The organism is Actinomyces gerencseriae DSM 6844 (assembly GCF_000429265.1).
GTDB classification, from domain to species: Bacteria; Actinomycetota; Actinomycetes; order Actinomycetales; family Actinomycetaceae; genus Actinomyces; species Actinomyces gerencseriae.
In genome coordinates this window covers 60,178-77,629 of record NZ_KE386872.1, presented here as the reverse complement: position 1 = coordinate 77,629, position 17,452 = coordinate 60,178, and the positions used below count along the sequence as shown (strand labels likewise).

At 72.2% G+C, this 17,452-nt stretch carries 9 protein-coding genes; 5 read left to right on the top strand and 4 right to left on the bottom strand.

Annotated features, from left to right (window positions below):
- The first annotated feature begins 16 nt into the window (after window positions 1-16).
- The 5 genes from G448_RS16485 (at window position 17) to G448_RS0111960 (ending at window position 11,561) form a co-directional block, all read left to right on the top strand.
- Window positions 17-3,709: an ATP-binding protein gene (locus tag G448_RS16485; protein WP_084436728.1), complete on the top strand. Its 3,693-nt coding sequence runs from the start codon at window positions 17-19 to the stop codon at window positions 3,707-3,709.
- A 310-nt stretch (window positions 3,710-4,019) separates the two neighbouring features.
- Window positions 4,020-6,086: an alpha-amylase family protein gene (locus G448_RS0111975; RefSeq protein WP_026408174.1), complete on the top strand. Its 2,067-nt coding sequence runs from the start codon at window positions 4,020-4,022 to the stop codon at window positions 6,084-6,086.
- A 385-nt stretch (window positions 6,087-6,471) separates the two neighbouring features.
- Window positions 6,472-8,163: an L-serine ammonia-lyase gene (locus tag G448_RS0111970; RefSeq protein WP_084436726.1), complete on the top strand. Its 1,692-nt coding sequence runs from the start codon at window positions 6,472-6,474 to the stop codon at window positions 8,161-8,163.
- A gap of 71 nt (window positions 8,164-8,234) precedes the next feature.
- Complete coding sequence (locus tag G448_RS19050) at window positions 8,235-9,458, top strand: type II toxin-antitoxin system HipA family toxin (protein WP_026408172.1); 1,224 nt, start codon at window positions 8,235-8,237, stop codon at window positions 9,456-9,458.
- Between the two features lie 270 nt (window positions 9,459-9,728).
- Window positions 9,729-11,561, top strand: a complete 1,833-nt coding sequence (locus G448_RS0111960; protein ID WP_051269023.1) for a glycoside hydrolase family 13 protein — start codon at window positions 9,729-9,731, stop codon at window positions 11,559-11,561.
- A gap of 817 nt (window positions 11,562-12,378) precedes the next feature.
- On the opposite strand, the gene G448_RS16480 is transcribed toward G448_RS0111960, so the two are convergent.
- The 4 genes from G448_RS16480 to G448_RS0111940 all read right to left on the bottom strand — a co-directional run bounded on the left by G448_RS16480 (window position 12,379) and on the right by G448_RS0111940 (window position 17,285).
- On the bottom strand, window positions 12,379-14,202 hold the full coding sequence (locus G448_RS16480) for a carbohydrate-binding domain-containing protein (protein ID WP_051269021.1): 1,824 nt from the start codon (window positions 14,200-14,202) through the stop codon (window positions 12,379-12,381).
- Window positions 14,203-14,382: 180 nt separating this feature from the next.
- Window positions 14,383-15,264 carry a polyphosphate polymerase domain-containing protein gene (locus G448_RS0111950; protein WP_026408170.1) on the bottom strand — a complete coding sequence of 294 codons (882 nt, stop codon included), beginning with the start codon at window positions 15,262-15,264 and terminating at the stop codon, window positions 14,383-14,385.
- Window positions 15,265-15,451: 187 nt separating this feature from the next.
- Window positions 15,452-16,192: a DUF4956 domain-containing protein gene (locus tag G448_RS0111945; RefSeq protein ID WP_026408169.1), complete on the bottom strand. Its 741-nt coding sequence runs from the start codon at window positions 16,190-16,192 to the stop codon at window positions 15,452-15,454.
- A gap of 274 nt (window positions 16,193-16,466) precedes the next feature.
- Complete coding sequence (locus G448_RS0111940; protein WP_026408168.1) at window positions 16,467-17,285, bottom strand: polyphosphate polymerase domain-containing protein; 819 nt, start codon at window positions 17,283-17,285, stop codon at window positions 16,467-16,469.
- Window positions 17,286-17,452: the final 167 nt, after the last annotated feature.

The following is a 17,452-nucleotide window of genomic DNA, read 5'->3' as shown; positions in this document are numbered from 1 at the left end:
AGAAGAGGGACGAGTCATGACCAGCTCGGCGACCGCGCCGCAGACCGCCTCGCAGCACCGCCTGGCCCGTATCCAGGTCTACAACTGGGGCACCTTCTCCGGCCATCACGACCTTCCGGTCCCGCGCGGCGGGCTCCTGCTCACCGGCCCCTCGGGCTCGGGGAAGTCCTCGTTGCTGGACGCGCTGTCCGCCGTCCTCGTGCCGGCCGAGAACCTGCGCTTCAACGCGGCCGCTCAGGACTCCTCGACGGCCGATCGCTCCCGCTCCGTCCTGAGCTACGTCCGCGGCGCCTACCGGCGCAGCGCCGATGAGATCACCGGCGAGGTCGTCACCGACTACCTGCGCCCGCGCGCCACCCGCAGCGGCATCGCCCTGACGTTCACGCGACTGCGCCCCGAGGAGACGATCACTCTCGTCAAGCTCTACCACGCCAGGCAGGGCACGGTCTCGACCGACTCCGTCACCCAGACCCAGCTGCTCGTCGAGGGGGACATCGCCCTGACCGAGCTCATGGAGTACCTGTCCAACGGCATCGACAAGCGCGGCCTCAGCCGTGATTTGAAGGGGCGCGCCACCCGCTTCGAGCGCTACGAGGCCTTCGCGGCCCGCTTCCGCCGGCGCCTGGGCCTGTCCGGCGAGGTCGCGCAGCGCCTGCTCCACAGGACCCAGTCCGCCAAGAACCTCACCAGCCTCGACACCCTCCTGCGCGACTTCATGCTCGACGAGCCGGACACCTTCGCCATGGCGGCGGCCGCCGTCGAGCAGTTCGCCGAGCTGCGCGAGGCCCACGCCTCCGTCGTCGAGGCCCGCAACCAGGAGGCCCTGCTGTCCCCGCTGCGCCGTCTCGAGGAGCGCATCGCCGAGGCGCGTCGCGATCAGGAGCGCACCGAGCAGTTGCGCGCGGCCATCGACCCCTACCTGGAGCAGCTCAAGACGACCCTGCACGAGCAGACCGCGGACACGGCGCGCCGCGCGCTGGACCGCCTGGCCGATGAGCTCGCCGCCGCCCGCCGTGTCGAGGAGGACGCCCGCCGGGAGCGGGAGGCCGCCCGCCTCGCCCTGGCCGGTGGCCTCGGGGAGAACCTGCCCGCTCTCGACGCCCGCCTGGACGCGGCCCGTCAGGCCACCGAGCGCGTCGCGCGGGCCCGGGGCTTCCTCGACGCCCAGCTGAACGTCCTGGGCGCCGCCGCACCGAGCGAGGGAGCCGCCTTCGCCGAGCTCCAGCGCACCGCGGCGCAGGAGATCGAGCGCGCCGAGCGCGCCGAGGGGGAGCAGGACGAGGCTCGCAGCGCCCTGCGCGCCGAGCAGCTCGCTCTGGTGGAGCAGCGTCGCGAGCTGCGCGAGCGCGCCGAGCAGATCACCGCCTCGCGCTCGGCCATGAGCGCGGACCTGCTGCGCGCCCGGGACACCATCGCCCACGCCGTCGGGCAGGCCCCCGCCGCCCTGCCCTTCGCCGGGGAGGTCCTCGAGCTCGTTCCCGGGCAGGAGGAGTGGCGCGTCGCCGTCGAGACCGTCGTCGCCCCCTTCGCCCGCACCATGCTCGTTCCGGAGCACCTCTACCGCAAGGTGGCGGCCGCCGTCGACGCCCGGCGCCTGCGCGCCCGCCTCGCCTACGAGCGCATGACGCCCGCGCGGCACTCCGCCCCTCCCGTGACCGCCGACGCCCTGGCTCGCCGGATCCGACCCCGGCCCGGCTCCGAGCACGCCGGGTGGCTCGATGCCGAGATCATGCGCCGATTCGACCACTCCTGCGTCGAGGACTCGCGCGACCTGGTCGGTCTGGACCGGGGGGTCACCCGCGCCGGGCAGGTCAAGTCCTCGCGCACCAGTCACCTCAAGGACGACCGCCGGGACCTGACCGACTCGCGCAACTGGACGGTCGGCGTCGATCCCGCCGAGCGCCTCGAGCAGGTGATCTCCGAGGGTCGGCAGGTGTCCGACCGGCTGGAGGCCATCGACGAGGAGCTCGGCTCGCTCAGTCGCGCGCGCACCACCGCCCGGGAGCGCCGCGACGCGTGCCTGCGCATCCTGGAGACCACCTGGGAGGAGGTCGACGTCGACGGCGCCAGGTCGCGCGAGGCCGAGCTGGTCGCGCAGCGCGGGCGCGCGGCGGAGGCGCTGCCGGGTCTGGCCGAGCTCGAGTCGCGCGCCGCGGCCGCCGGTCTGGCCGAGGACAAGGCCAGGGAGGCGGTGCTCCGGCTCGCCGGGGAGGAGCAGGTCCAGCGCTCGCGGCTCGACGACGCCGAGGCCGCGCTGGCCGGAATCGCCCGCCGGCGCCAGGAGCGGGACGAGGACCGGGCGCGCTCCGAGGGCGCGGGCGGCTCCGAGGAGGCCGCTTCCGGTGATGCCCGCGCGGCCGAGGCCGGCTCCCGTTGGCGCTCCCTGGACGAGGCCGAGAGGAAGACCCTCTTCGCCGAGCTGGAGCAGCGGTTCCGCGCGAGGCGCCGTCACGCGGGGCTGGCGGAGGTGGACATCGCCGCCCGCGAGGTCGAGCAGCAGATCGCCTACGACAATCAGCGCGCCTCTCAGGAGGAGAGCCGCGGTCTGGGCGAGGCCCGCGCCATCATGGTGCGCTTCTCCGAGCGCTGGCCCGTTCCGGGCAGCGAGGTGAGGCCGGAGGCGGCCTTCCTCGGCGACTACCTCGACCTGCTGGACCGCCTTCAGACCGATGGCCTGCCCCGTTTCGAGCGCCGCTTCGCCGAGCTCCTCCACAACCAGTCCCGTCAGAACGTCGGCCAGCTCGCCGGAGAGGTGCGGCGCGCCGTCAGCCAGGTCAGGAGCCGCATCGGCCCCGTCAACGACGCCCTGCGCGCCACCGAGTACTCGCCGGGCCATCACCTCCACATCGAGGTGGCGGAGCGGCGACTGCCGGTCGTTCACGACTTCCTGGCGGATCTGGCCACGATCGCCGCCGGCAGCCTCGATCTGGCCGACGAGACGACCGAGGAGGCCGAGGCCCGCTTCGCCGTTCTCAACTCCGTCATGACGCGCCTGGGCTCCACCGATCCCCACGACGAGTCGTGGAAGCGGCAGTGCCTGGACACCCGCCTGCACGTCTCCTTCACCGCCGTCGAGCGCGACGCCTCGGGCGTGGCCGTCGACTACTACGAGGGGGCCGCGGGCCTGTCGGGCGGGCAGCGCCAGAAGCTCGTCGTCTTCTGCCTGGCGGCCGCGCTGCGCTACCAGCTCACCGAGCCCGGGCAGGCGGTTCCCGGGTACGCGCTGGTGGTCCTCGACGAGGCCTTCGACAAGACCGACGCCGAGTTCACCCGGGCCGGCCTGGACGTCTTCCGCGGATTCGGCTTCCAGCTCCTCCTGGCCACGCCCATGAAGATGCTCCAGACCCTGGAGGAGCACGTCGGGGGCGCCGCGATGGTCACCAACTCCCCGGCGGGCGACGACTCCCGGCTGGCCACCGTTGTGTTCGACGGGACCATGCGAGAGGCCGATATGCGCCCGGCGGGACCGGTCACCCGGGCCACGCGGGTCGCCCGGGCCCGGCATGCTGCCGAGGGGACGCCCGACGGCGAGGGCGGTGCCCCCGCCTCCCGCGTCTCCCGTGCCTCTCGCGCGACTCGCGCTTCCCGTGCGGCACGCGCCTCCTCCGATGCCCCCGGTGGCGCTGGAGCCCCCGGTGGCGTGGGCGCTGCCGGAGTCCCCGGTGGTACTGGAGCCCCCGGTGGTGCGGGCGCCCCACCCGGTCAGTGACCTCCGATCTCCTCGGATCTCATCGACGTCCCGCCGGGGGCGCTCGAAGGCGCTGCGGGACCCGCGCCCCCGACGCGATGCGGCGCGCGTCTCGTCCGCGTGCCGGCCTCGTCATGGACGGGGCGGGGCGGCCCTGCGGTGGCGTCCGATCGTCCTGCTACCGATCCCGATCGGTCCCGGTTGATCTCGATCGGTCTCGACTACTGATCGATGCCGGTTCCGGGCCGTCTCCTACGGTCACCATGAACGACGACCAAGTCGGGGCCCCGAAGACCTGCCAAACGATGAGCACCTCGGCCACTATAGGACCATGAGCGCCTCCAAGCCCGTCCCTACCGCACCTGACTCCACCTGGTCCACCGGCCGCGACACCGCTGCCGAGATCCCTGCGGAGGTCCGCGACGCCGTCGATGTCGTCCTGGACGCCTCCGACCTCACCCGCCCCGAGCGCGAGATCCTCACCACTCGGATCGAGCGCTGGTACCCCGACGTCGGCGACGGCCTGGCGACGCTCTACGGCGAGCCCATCGCCACGCGCACCGCCGCCGTCCTGCTCGCCGAGGCCGCCCGCGCCTACGTGGAGCGCGATCCGGAGCTGCGCCACCTCGATCTCGCCCGTACGCTCGACCCCACCTGGATCCAGGATCCCTCGCGCATCGGTTACGCCGGCTACACCGAGCGCTTCGCCGGCGACCTGCGCGGCGTCATACGGCGCATCCCCTACCTGCGTGAGCTGGGCGTGTCCTACCTCCACCTCATGCCCCTGCTCACCCCGCGCCCCGGGGACTCCGACGGCGGCTACGCCGTGGCCGACTACCGCTCCGTGCGTCCCGACCTGGGCGACATGGACGACCTCGCCGACCTGACCGCGGAACTGCGCCGGGACGGCATCAGCCTGGTGATCGACCTCGTCCTCAACCACGTCGCCGCCGAGCACGAGTGGGCCGAGCGCGCCCGGGCGGGCGAGCAGCGCTACCGCGACTACTTCTTCGTCTACCCCGACCGCACCGAGCCCGACGAGTACGAGAAGACCCTCCCCGAGATCTTCCCCGACTTCGCCCCCGGCAACTTCACCTGGAACGACGAGATGGGCGGGTGGGTCTGGACGACCTTCAACTCCTTCCAGTGGGACCTCAACTGGCGCAACCCCCGCATCATGGAGGAGTTCGTCTCCATCATCATGAACCTGGCCAACCGGGGCGTGGAGGTGCTGCGCCTGGACGCCATCGCCTTCACCATCAAGCGCAAGGGCACCGACTGCCAGGGCCAGCCCGAGGTCCACGCCATCACCGAGGTGCTGCGCGCCATCACCCGCATCGCGACCCCCGCGGTCGATCTCAAGGCCGAGGCGATCGTCGCCCCCACCGAGCTCCTCCAGTACCTCGGCCAGGGCAGGTACACGGGCAAGGTCTCCGACCTCGCCTACCACAACTCCCTCATGGTCCAGATCTGGTCCATGCTCGCCACCCGCAACGTCACGCTCGCCGCACACGCCCTGGACGCGCTGCCCGTCGAGCCGCCCACCGCCACCTGGATCACCTACATCCGCTGCCACGACGACATCGGCTGGGCCATCGGCGACACCGACGCCGAGGAGGTCGGGCTCAACGGCTACTGGCACCGCGTCTTCCTGGCCGACTGGTACCGCGGGACCTACCCCATGAGCGACGCCCGCGGCCTGGTCTTCCAGTACAACCCGGTCACCAACGACCGTCGCATCGCCGGTACCGCCGCGAGCCTCATCGGCATCGAGAGCGCCGCCGAGGCGGTCGAGGGCATCGACGAGTCGACGCCGCAGTGGCGGGAGGAGGAGCTGCGCACGTGGCTCGAGGAGCGCTTCAACGCCCTGCGACTGGCCAACGCCATCATCTACGGATGGGGCGGCGTGCCGGTCATCTGGAGCGGTGACGAGCTCGGCCAGTTCAACGACCCGAACTGGGACACCGAACCGGGCCATGAGTCGGACTCGCGATGGGCGGGGCGCCCCGCTCTGGACGAGTCCCGCATGGAGAACAGGCACGACCGCTCCACCGTCGAGGGACGCGTCTTCTCCGATCTGGCCCACCTGGGGAAGGTACGGGCGGGCCTGCCGCAGCTGAGCGCCGACGTGCGCACGGTGGTGGCCCCGGTCGACGATGAGGGCGTGCTGGTCACGTACCGCGACCATCCGCGCGGCTCCTTCGTGGGCGTGTACAACGTGACTCCCGACTGGAGGAGCGTTCCGGCCTGGCGACTCGCCGAGTACGGGGTGCTGGGCGCCGTCGACGTGCTCACCGGCACGGTTCCCTCCGACTCGACCACGCTCGAGGGCTCCGGCGACGGACAGGTGCCCGTGCCGCCCTACGCCGCCTGGTGGCTGGTGCGCTCGACCGACTGACGGCGGCCCCTCGCCGAGATCGGTTCGGTTCCGCGCCGAGATCGGTTCGGTTCCGCGCCGAGATCGGTCGTGGTGGCGACGCGCTGGCGAGGCCATCCTCATGCGAGCATCGAGCCGGGCTCCGCGCAGGGCCCGCCATACGTCGCCCTCGCGGTCGTACCTGTTGCCTCGCGGTCGTACCCGGCGCCGCGCGGTCGTATGTTAGCGGGGCTCTAAGGTACGACCGCGCGGAGAAGGGTACGACCTCACGAGTCCCACGCGCCTCTGGACGGTGATCTTCACGCGCCGCCTGCGAGCCGTAGGGCACGACCGCGCGGTGGCGTCGCGGCGGCGGGAGGGCGCGGGACGTGATCGGGACTTGGGGCCCGGGCGCCGGGCGTGCATCATGGAGGACGTGACCAGCCGTGGCCTTCCTCCCTCGACGAGCGCCTCCGCGAACGCCTCGGCGGACCTCCTGACCGAGGGCCCCATCAGCTCCACCGACCCCGTCGCGCCCGGCCCGTCCGCCGTCGCCCCGGAGACCGCCCTCGTCTCCACGGCACTGGACTCGGCCACGCCGGCGTCCCTCCTCGCCGGGGCGATCGACGTCGAGCAGGCACCCCGTCCGCTGAGCGTCTTCGACCTCATGCGCATCGGGATCGGCCCCTCCTCCTCGCACACCGTGGGCCCCATGCGGGCCGCCCGGGCCTTCAGCCGCGCACTGGCCGCGGAGGCGGGCTCCTCCCAGCCGGGCGCCCTCGAGCGCGCCCGCGGCTCCGACGTGCCCGACGGCCCCTGGCCCACCCGCCTGACGGTCGAGCTCTACGGCTCGCTCGGCGCCACCGGTCGCGGGCACGCCACCGACCGCGCCGTCGTCATGGGACTGGCCGGGTACGAGCCCGAGACCGTCCCCGCCGTCGTGTGCGAGTCGCTCATGGAGGAGGTCGGGGCCGCCGGGGGGCTGGTCGTCGACGGCATCGGGCCCGTGCCCTTCAGCCCCGGTACCGACATCCACTTCCTGCCCGGCCGGGTCCTGCCCTACCACGTCAACGGGATGGCCCTGACCGCCTACTGCGCCGCCGGCTCCGAGATCCTGCGCCGCACCTACTACTCGGTGGGCGGAGGCTTCGTCATGGAGGACGTCGGCGCCCCCGGCTCTCCGTCGATCCAGGCCCTGGCGACCGCCTCCGCCACCGAGGCCCACGCCACCCCCGCTCCCTTCCCCTTCACCACCTCGGCCGCGATGCTTCAGATCTGCGAGCGCGAGGCGCTGAGCGTGTCCGGCGTCGTCCTGGCCAACGAGGTCTCCGCGCGACCCCGCGAGGAGGTGCTCGCCTACCTGGACCGCCTGCGCGACACCATGCGCGCCTGCATCGAGGCCGGCATGAGAACCGAGGGCGTCCTGCCCGGCGGCCTCGGGGTGCGTCGTCGGGCCAGGGCGCTCCACGAGCGGCTGCGCGCCCAGGAGAAGGGCCCGGCGGCCGCCTTCGCCATGGCCGATCCACTGCGCGGCATGGACTGGGTGGACCTGTTCGCGCTCGCGGTCAACGAGGAGAACGCCGCCGGACGGCGCGTCGTCACGGCCCCGACCAATGGCGCCGCGGGGATCGTGCCCGCCGTCCTGGCCTACTACGAGCGCTTCATCCCCGGGGCCGACGACGACGGGGCCCGCCGCTTCCTGCTCGCCGCGACCGCCGTGGGCGGGCTCATCAAGACCAACGCCTCCATCGCCGGAGCGGAGGTGGGCTGCCAGGGGGAGGTGGGGTCGGCGTCCTCCATGGCGGCCGCCGGCCTGGCGGAGGCGCTCGGCGGGACGCCCGAGCAGGTGGAGAACGCCGCGGAGATCGCCATGGAGCACAACCTGGGGCTGACCTGCGATCCGGTGGGCGGGCTCGTCCAGATCCCCTGCATCGAGCGCAACGCGGTGGCCGCGGTCAAGGCGATCAACGCCGCCCGCATGGCGCTGTGGGGCGAGGGGCGTCACGCCGTCAGCCTCGACACCGTGGTCGAGACCATGCGCCAGACCGGCGAGGACATGCTCGCCAAGTACAAGGAGACCTCCCGCGGGGGCCTTGCCGTCAACGTCGTGGAGTGCTGAGAGTGCTGAGGGGCATGTGCCGGGACCCGGGTCCGGGGGAGGTGCACGACTGCGGCTGATTATGATCGGGCATGATCGAGTCGGTCTATGCGGTTCTCCTTCATGGTGACCACGTCGGTGTTATCCGACGCCGGGATTCCTTCACCGCCTTCGTCTTCGACCGCGACTATTGGGATCGCTCCGACCGTGAAGTTCTCGGCAGGTGGTTCGAGAGCCATCCGCGCCGACGGCCGCATGCTGTGAATCGGGTGCCCGCCTGGTTCTCGAACCTTCTGCCCGAGGGGCGTCTGCGTGACCTGGTCATTGAGAAACCGGGTGGGAGGACTCGTCGCGAGATCGACTTGCTGGTCTGGGCCGGCCGGGACCTTCCCGGTGCCGTGGAGGTCGTGGCCGACGAGACTGCGGACCGTCCCGGTGGGCCTGTCGGCGGGCCATGCGCGGATGCTCGGTCGGCGGGGCGATCGGCTTCGTTCGAGCGGCGGGGGTTCGCCCTCGCGGGCATGACGATGAAGTTGTCCATGAGTCGTCAGGGCGACCGCCTCGTCGTCCCGGCCCATGGGCAGGACGGGGACTGGATCCTCAAGACTCCCGACCGAGAGTACCCGGGGCTGCCCACCAACGAGTTCGCCATCATGCGGCTCGCGAAGGCGATCGGGATCGACGTGCCCGAGGTGGAGCTCTGGCCCCGGGATGATATCGACGACCTCGGCCCCGGGGTCTGGACGTCGGGGGAGCCCCTCGCCTACGTCGTGCGCCGCTTCGACCGCTCGCCCGGCGGGCGCATCCACATCGAGGACTTCGCCCAGGTGCTCGGACGCTTCGGTGCCGGCGAGGGGAAGTACCGATCCACGGTCGAGACCGTCGCCGCCATCGCCTATCGCGGGCGGGATCGTGCCTCGCTGCGGGAGATGGTGCGTCGGTCGGTTTTCAATCTGCTCGTCGGCAACGGGGACGCCCACCTCAAGAACTGGTCGCTCATCTACCCGGATCGGAGGGTCGCGCGGCTCTCCCCCGCCTACGACCTCGTGTGCACGGCCGCCTACCCCAACCACGCCGATCTGGGGCTGCCCTTCTTCGGTGCGACGCGGCTGTCGGAGATCTCCCGCGGCCACTTCGCACGGCTCCAGGCGGCTCTGAAGGTCGAGGGCGATGATGTCCTTGACGTCGTTGATGAGACGATCGAACGGTTCTCCGAGACCTGGGCGGCTGGTGCCGCCGAACGACTGCCAGCGTCGGTGGCCACCTGGATCGAGGAGCACCTTGAGCGGATTCGTCGGCAGCTTGCGCAGGAGTAGACGAGTGCGCGATCGGCTCCGGAACCGTCCAGCTGCCGACCTGATGCGGTGACCAGTCGATGCGGTGGACGAGGCGGTGCTCCTCGGTGATGCGGCGGGATCAGTATCCGGCGAGTCGGCCCGTGCCCGGCGCCTTCGGCGGGCCCGGCGGGTCGACGCCCTCAAGATCCGTGTCCTCGGCGTCCTGACGCTCCCGATGCCCGGGGCGCGAGCATCGCCACCGCCTCCCGCGCGTTCCGCGTCCCGCCCGCTTCCTGGCAGGATGCGCCCGTGACCGTGAACCCGCAGCCCGTCCCGCCTCCGACCGGGACCGCGCCTCCTCCCGCCCGACAGTGGTGGAAGGACGCCGTCGTCTACCAGGTCTACCCGCGCTCCTTCGCCGACTCCGACGGCAACGGCATCGGCGACCTCGCCGGCGTCACCAGCCGCGTCCCCTACCTGGCGGCCCTCGGCGTCGACGCCGTCTGGCTCTCCCCCTTCTACCCCTCCGCCCTGGCCGACGGCGGTTACGACGTCGACGACCACCGCGAGGTCGCCCCCGAGATCGGCACCCTGGAGGACTTCGACCGCATGGTCGCCGCTCTCCACGCCGTCGGCATCAGGGTGATGGTGGACATCGTCCCCAACCACACCTCCGACCGCCATCGGTGGTTCCGCGCCGCCCTGGCCGGTGGCCCGGACGCCCCCGAGCGCGCTCTGTACCACATCCGCCCCGGCGCGGGCCCCGGGGGGAGCGAACCGCCCAACGACTGGCGCTCCATGTTCGGCGGCTCCGCCTGGGAGCGCATCGACGACGTCGGCCCGGACGGCGCGCCCCTGACCGGTCCCGGCACGCCCCGGCCCTGGCAGTGGTACCTCCACATTTTCGCCCCCGAGCAGCCCGACCTCAACTGGGACCACCCGGCCGTGCGCGAGGACTTCCTGGACATCCTGCGCTTCTGGTGCGACCGCGGTGTGGACGGGTTCCGCGTCGATGCCGCCCCCGGTATGGCCAAGGACCTGTCCGAACCCTACCGCCCGGTGGCGGAGATCCCCTGGTGGCCGCTGCCCGACGACGGCTCCCATCCCCTGTTCGACCGCGACGAGGTCCACGACATCTACCGTCAGTGGCGCACCATGCTCGACTCCTGCAGCCCGCCGCGCTTCGCCGTCGCGGAGGCCGGCGTCGTCGCCTCCCGCCGCCCCGCCTACGCCGCGAGCCTGGGGCAGGCCTTCAACTTCCAGATGCAGGATGCCGACTGGACCGCCCGCTCCGTCGGCTGGGCCATCGACGCCGGGGTCGCGGACGAGGCGGCCTGCGGCTCGACCACCTGGGTCCTCGGCTGCCACGACACCCCTCGCGTGACCAGCCGTTACGGCTTCGACCTCGCCGACGACGTCCCGCCGGGCGATCCCGACCCCGCCTACCCCGCGGGCATCGCTCAGCGGATGGCGCGCCGCTGGATCAGCGCCGACGGCGCCGTCCCCGTGAGCGACCCGATTCGCGGCGAGCGCCGGGCGCGCGCCGCCGCCATGATCGTCATGGCCCTGCCGGGGGCCATGTACCTGTATCAGGGCGATGAGCTCGGTCTGCCCGAGGTCCCCGACATCCCCGAGGACCGCCTCCAGGACCCGATCGCCCATCGCATGCGCGAGGAGGAGAAGGGGCGCGACGGCTGCCGCGTGCCGCTGCCGTGGACGGCGGCCGGCAGCTCCTTCGGCTTCGGGCCCGACGACGGCGCCGAGCCCCACCTGCCTCAGCCGGCGGGCTGGGGGGAGCACGCCGTCGAGGTCGAGGAGGCGGACCCGGACTCGATACTGCACGTGTACCGCGAGGGCCTGCGGCTGCGTCGCGAGGTCTGGGGCGCGGCGGGCTCGGCGGAGGCGGAGCGGCTGCAGTGGGTGCGCCGCGATGAGCGCGTCCTGGCCTTCTCCCGCGGCGGCGTGCAGTGCTGGACGGCCTTCGGCGCCGACGCCCGGCTGCCGGCCGGCGAGGTGCTGCTGGCCTCCGCCCCGCTCGCCGTCGTCGAGCCCGACGGCGACGAGGAGGGGCTCGGCGGCGCCGCCGGTGCTGTGAACGTCCTGCCGGCCGACGCCACCGCCTGGATACGCGTCCCCGACTGACTGACGGTCCCATCTTTCGCCGAGATCGGTCGAGTTCCGCATCGAGATCGGTCCGGTTCCGTGCCGAGATCGGTCCGGTTCCGTGCCGAGATCGGTCCGACGGCGCCGCGCCCGGTCGCTAGAACCACGAATCGGGCATTTCTACACGAAACGGGTATTTCGGGATGAGTCGGACGCCGCCCAACTCGCACAGGAATGCCCGCCTCGACGAGCAGGCGGGCAACCCGGGTCCAGTACCCGGCAGGACTCCGAACCACCGGAGCCCCACGTGGTCGTACTCTTCCTCGCGCGGTTTTACGTGAGTCCGCATGGTCGTATTCTGAGTAGGCCCTAAGGCACGACACCGCGGTGAGAAAAGAGGCACGACCCGCCCGCGGTATGGAGCATCGGATGCGCGCTCTGGCACTGTCTCCGGGCCTGGTGCTCGTCGTGCGAGTTGCGGTGCATGAGTGGGCAATGCGGTGCGGGCCGGGGCTGTTCCGGAGGCGCGTTTTGACGAGTCCGTGGACGCCGAACTGCTCCCGCAGGCGGAGTGTTGCCATGGTTGCTCGCCACGAGTCGGAGCGCGGGCGACGCCGCGTCCCGTAAACGTGCAGTGCCGTCATGCTTCTCGGCCGCCCCTGTGCGGGCACCCACCGAGATGGTCCAGGAGATCCAGATGGTCCTCAAGAACGCCGACGTGGCAACGGCGGAGTCTCCGTCTACGACCGCCGCAGTGGAATGGCTCGTACTGGAGCGCGGCGACCGATCTCGATGCGGAACTGAACCGATCTCGGCACGGAATACGACCGATCTCGGCGAAAGGGGCCCGGACCGCTCAGCCGTCGGCGCCACCGGGGCCTCCTCGGCCCGGACCCCCCTGTCCGCCCGGACCCCCCTGTCCGCCCTGGCCCCCGGGGCCGCCTTCCGGACCTCCGGGGCCACCGCCCATGCCGGCGCTCAGGGCCGAGGCCGTCGCGGTCGTCGAGCCGCCGGACGTTGTCGAGACCGTGTAGTCGGCGCCCTCGCTCAGCCCCAGCACCGTCACCGCGTCGGCGGAGAGCGTGCTGGTGAGCGTCCAGGTCGTGCCGTCCGCGCCCGTGACGGTGATCGTGTCGCCCTTGGCCACCGCCAGCGGGACGGACACGCCCACCAGCGTCGTCTCGCCGTTGGCGTCCACCGATCCGTCCATCGATCTCGCCGCGCCGCCCACGACGACCTCGCCGCCGGTGACATGGGCCGATCCGTTGGAGTCGATCCCGTCCGAGTTCGCGTAATCGATCTGCACCCGGCCACCCGAGATCGTGATCGCCGAGCCGTCATCGGACTCGGAGTCGGCGTTCTCGTAGCCCTCGATCGTGTGATCGCCGTTGGAGGCGTTGATGCCGTCGTCGCCTGATGAGACGTCGAGGCTCCCCCCGTTCACGTTGACGAAGGCGGCCTGCAGCCCCTCGTCGGCGGCGTCGATGGTGACGCCGCCCGAGTCCTGGGAGTAGGCCACACCGGCGTTGACCCCCTTGGGGGAGGGGGCGGTGTCCTCGGACTGGGTCTCGGCAGACTGGCCTGACCGGTCCTGCTCCGGCGCCGCCCGGCCGGGGCCGGCCTGCGCGCCCTGGCCGCCCGGACCCTGCTCCGAGACGGTGGCGTTGGCCTGCCCGCCGCCGGCGGTGACCGACAGCGTCGTGCCGTCCACCGTGACGTCGGTGGTCGCGGACACGCCGTCGTCCCCGGAGGTGAGGGTCACCGCGGCGGCCCCGAGCGCGACGAAGCCCTTGGTCTCGTCATCGTCCTCGGAGGACTTCAGCCCGTCTCCGCCCGCGGTCACCGTCAGTCTCCCCGAGGAGACGAGCAGGTAGTCCTTGCCGCGCACGCCGTCGTCGGCGGCGTTGACCGTGATCGTCGGGTTCCCCGTGATGACGAGGCCGTTCTTCGAGGAGATGCCGTCGTCGTACGAGCCGGTCACGTCCAGGGAGCCGGTGCCCGTGATGGTGAGCGTGTCCGAGGAGTACAGGGCGGCGGTGGCGGCGTCCTCGCCGGTGTCGGCGTAGGTCGAGCCGTCGGCCAGCGTGTTCGTCGTGCCCTCCGCCAGGACCAGCACGGCGCTCCCGACGTCCTGGATGTCGATCGCGGGGCCGTCGGCATTGGTGATCGACGTGCCGGCCAGAACGAGGCGCACCTCGGCGTCGCCGGCCGCCACGACCACCCGGCCGTCGTCGAGGGCGCCGGTGACGACAAAGGTGCCGGACCCCGTGATGGTGACGGTCGTTCCGTTGACGCCGACGTTGCCGGCGTCGGTCCCCGAGACCTCGACGGACCCGCCCGAGGCCGTGATGGTCGTGGCTGCGGAGGCGTCGTAGGCGCCGGCGTTGTCGGTGCTGGTGGCGGCCGAGGCGGCTTCGGAGGTGTCCGCGTTCGCGGCCAGGATGTCGGCCGCGGACGCCCCGGTGGACGCCTTCCTGGTGCTCGCGCTGATCGTCGTCCCGGAACCGGAGGATGAGTCCGGTCCGGTCGTCGTCGAGATGGTCCCGCAGGCCGTGACGAGCGCGATCGCGGCCAGGGCGGCGAGCGCGCCGCCGGTGCGATGCGTCCGGCGGCCGCGCGGGAGCGCGTTCGCGCGACGCCCGGCGCGGCGGGCGGGGAGGTGCTTCAGTGGGTTCAGCATGCGTGTCTCCTGGTGCCGGTCATCCGGCGGCCGGCGCTCGGCCGTCCCGGAATCGGTCGTGATGGGTTGTGAGGTCGGTGGTGACCCGTGCGAGCGGGCCCGGCCCGCGCGAGTGGCGCTCGGCTCCGGCTCGGGCTCGACGTGCGCCTGCGGTCGCGGGGCGGCTCCTGCGGGGCGGTCTCAGGCCGCGCGGGCGGCGCCGGCCAGGTCGCGGGTGAGGAGCCGGTGCCACTTGTTGGCGGGCAGCTCCGGGTGGAGCGCCGCCATTCCGGTGGCGTACTTCGAGATCCGCGAGGGCCGGTGGCCGGCGGCCCACAGGTATCGGTCCGTGGGCGAGTGCCGGGCCGGATTCTTCGTCTCGACGACGGCGAGCGGTCCGGCGGCCCGCGATGCGCCGCGCCCGACGGCGGTCGGGCGGGTCCTGCCCGCGCCGGTCGTCGAGGAGGGGCCGCTCGATGCGCCCGAACGGGGTGCGAGCGCGGTCCACGCCAGGTCGGTGTCGATGGTGGCGCGGGCGTCGTCGTCGGGCAGGTGCAGCGTGGTGCGGCGGTAGGTCGTCGCCATGACCGGTCGGAGGCTCTGCGCGGTGCGGCGCGCCTCCTGCGCGGATCCGGTCAGCGGCGCAAGGCACTCGACGACGAAGTCGATGCCCTCCTCCGTCAGACGATCGGCGTCCGCGGCCCGGTAGTCCAGGCGCTGCTTGATCGTGGCGCCTCGCGGTCCCCGGGTCTTGACCTCCAGGAGGGTCAGCCCCGAATCGAGGTAGGAGCGGGTGCGGATCTTGAAACGGTGTCGGCGCTTCCGGGCGGCCTGGAGGTAGGAGTCGAGTCCGGGGGTGTCGAAATAGGTCGAGGCGTAGGAGAAGGAGCGGCGGCCGTCGATGTCGAGGACGAGCGCGCGTCCGGTCAGCGCATCGACGACGTTCTGCGCGGCGCTGGACGCGACGAGGTACTTGCGGTCGACTCGCGTGAGCAGACTGGCTGCGCTGTTGAGATCCTCCAGGGTCGTGGGGGAGAGACGGCCGGTGTCGAGAGGGCGAGTCGTCGATGCGGCGGTGAGCACGGGATGCTCCTGTTCTGTCGGTTCCTGTCGGTGGCGGGTGGGACGATGCGGTCGGCCCGCGGTGGAGGAGGCCTTCCGACGTCGAGCCGGCGCGGGGCCGGACGGGACGCGGGCGGTCGAGGGCGTGCTGCGCGGCGTCGGGTCGAGCCGGCGCGGGGCCGGGCAGGACCGATGCAGGACCGACGCGTCAGCGGATCGCCATGGGTGCCGCGGCGGCGCTCCGGGGCTCGCGCTGCGGGCGGTAGGAGGGCGGCTCCTGCATGATCGGGTTCCAGGCGTCCGCGGGGGAGGGGGCCGCCGGCAGCTCCGCTGCGCCGTCAGGGCTCTCCGGGCTCCGCGCGCTCGTGAGGGCGGGCGCGTCGGTCTCCTCCTGGGGCAGGGGGCGGTGGAGCCGGTAGCGGACGTCGACGAGGGTGGTGTCGTTGACCAGGTCGAGGCGCTGGACGTCGATGGAGCTGATCCGGGCGCCGAGCAGACGGGCGAGGTGCTCGGTCAGGGCGGTCTCATCGACGATCGCGTGGTCGACCATGATCACCTGGTGCCGGTTGCGGCGCAGCAGGGAGGGGTGGTCGCCGATCCACAGGGAGGTGACGACGAGGGCCATGAGCAGCGCCGTCGTCGCGGGGGAGGCGCCGATCCCGCCGAGCAGGCCGAGGGCGAGGGCTGCGAAGAAGTAGGCGACCTCGTGCTGGGCGAGTTCGGTGGAGCGCAGGCGGATGATCGACAGGACGCCGAACAGCCCCAGTCCCAGCCCGGCCCCGACGTTGGAGGTCGCCAGGAGGAGGGTCACCGCCAGCACGCCCACATTGACGCCGACATAGGCGGCCAGGAGGTCCTTGCGGCTGTGGCGCCGGACGTACAGCCCGCCGACGAGCGTCGTCAGGGCGATCAGGTCGGCGCCGATGGAGGCCAGTGGGGCGAGGGTCATGGTGAGGCTCCTTGGATCCGGTGTCCTGGGCCGGTCGCGAGTCGAGCCGGTTCATGTCGACCCGTGCCGGGACCGGCCCGTCGTCGGTACAGAGTCAAGAGGCGGAGTCAGTGAGCCCCCTGTGAATGGAGCATGAATGAGGCATGACGTGCGCGCCGACCCGGCCCGAGTCCCCCGAGCCTCTTCCGGCTCTCCAGCGGCCCGGAGCGCCGGGACCGCGGGGCCGGCTCCCACCGCATCGACGGGGCGGGGGCCGGCCCCGGCCGCGCCCGTCTCAGACGTCCCGTCGTGTCGAGCAGTCGTGCCGGTACGCGTCGAGCTTCCGAGTGATCGTGCGGTGCCACTTGTTGGTGGGCAGGTTCTCGTGGAGCACGGCCATCCCGGTGGCGTACTTGGACAGACTGGTCGGACGGTGGCCCCGAGTCCACAGGAGTCGGTCCGTGGGGGACGCCGTGAAGGGATTCTTCGTCTCCACCACCACTCGCTTGTTGACGAGCACTCGACGGTCCGTCCGGAGGCCGTCGGAGCCGAACAGCTCCCAAGTCAGCGCGGTGTCGAAGGTGGCGCGGGCGCTGTCGGCCGGCAGGTGGAGCGTGGTGCGCCGGTAGGTGGTGTCCATGACGGGCACCAGGGCGTCGGCCACCCTGCGAGCATCCTCCCGCGCACAGGTCTCGGACTCCACCAGGCGCTCGACGACGAAGTCGCGGCCCTCGGGAGTGAGGCGGTCGGCGTCGTCGGGGCGGTACCTCAGACGGTCCTTGACCGTGGCCTCCCGTGAGCCGTTGGTCTTGACCTCCAGGAAGCACAGGTCCGAGTCCATGTAGGTGCGGGTGCGAACCTTGTAGCGCCGACGACGCTTGCGGGCGGCCAGGAAGAAAGCGTCCAGGGCGGGCGTGTCGAAGTAGGTGGAGGCGTAGCGGAAGTCGCGGAGCCCGTCGATCTGCAGGACCCGGGCCCGTGGGGCGAGGGCGTCGATGACCTCCTGGGCGTCATCGGGCGGTACCAGGTACTTGCGGTCCATGCGGGTGAGCAGACCCGCTTCGGCGTTGAGCTCGTCGAGGGTGATGGTGCTGAAGTTCTCGGTGCGCGGCATGCCGCTCCCCTTTCGATGCGATGAGCGATGAGGTCCCGCGTCGAGCAGTCGGTCCAGCAGGTGGCGGCGCCGCGGAATCGTCATGGAACCACCACCGAGCCACCACCGAACCGCCGCGGAACCGCCACCGGACCACCGCGGAATCATGACGGAGTCGTGCGGGCACG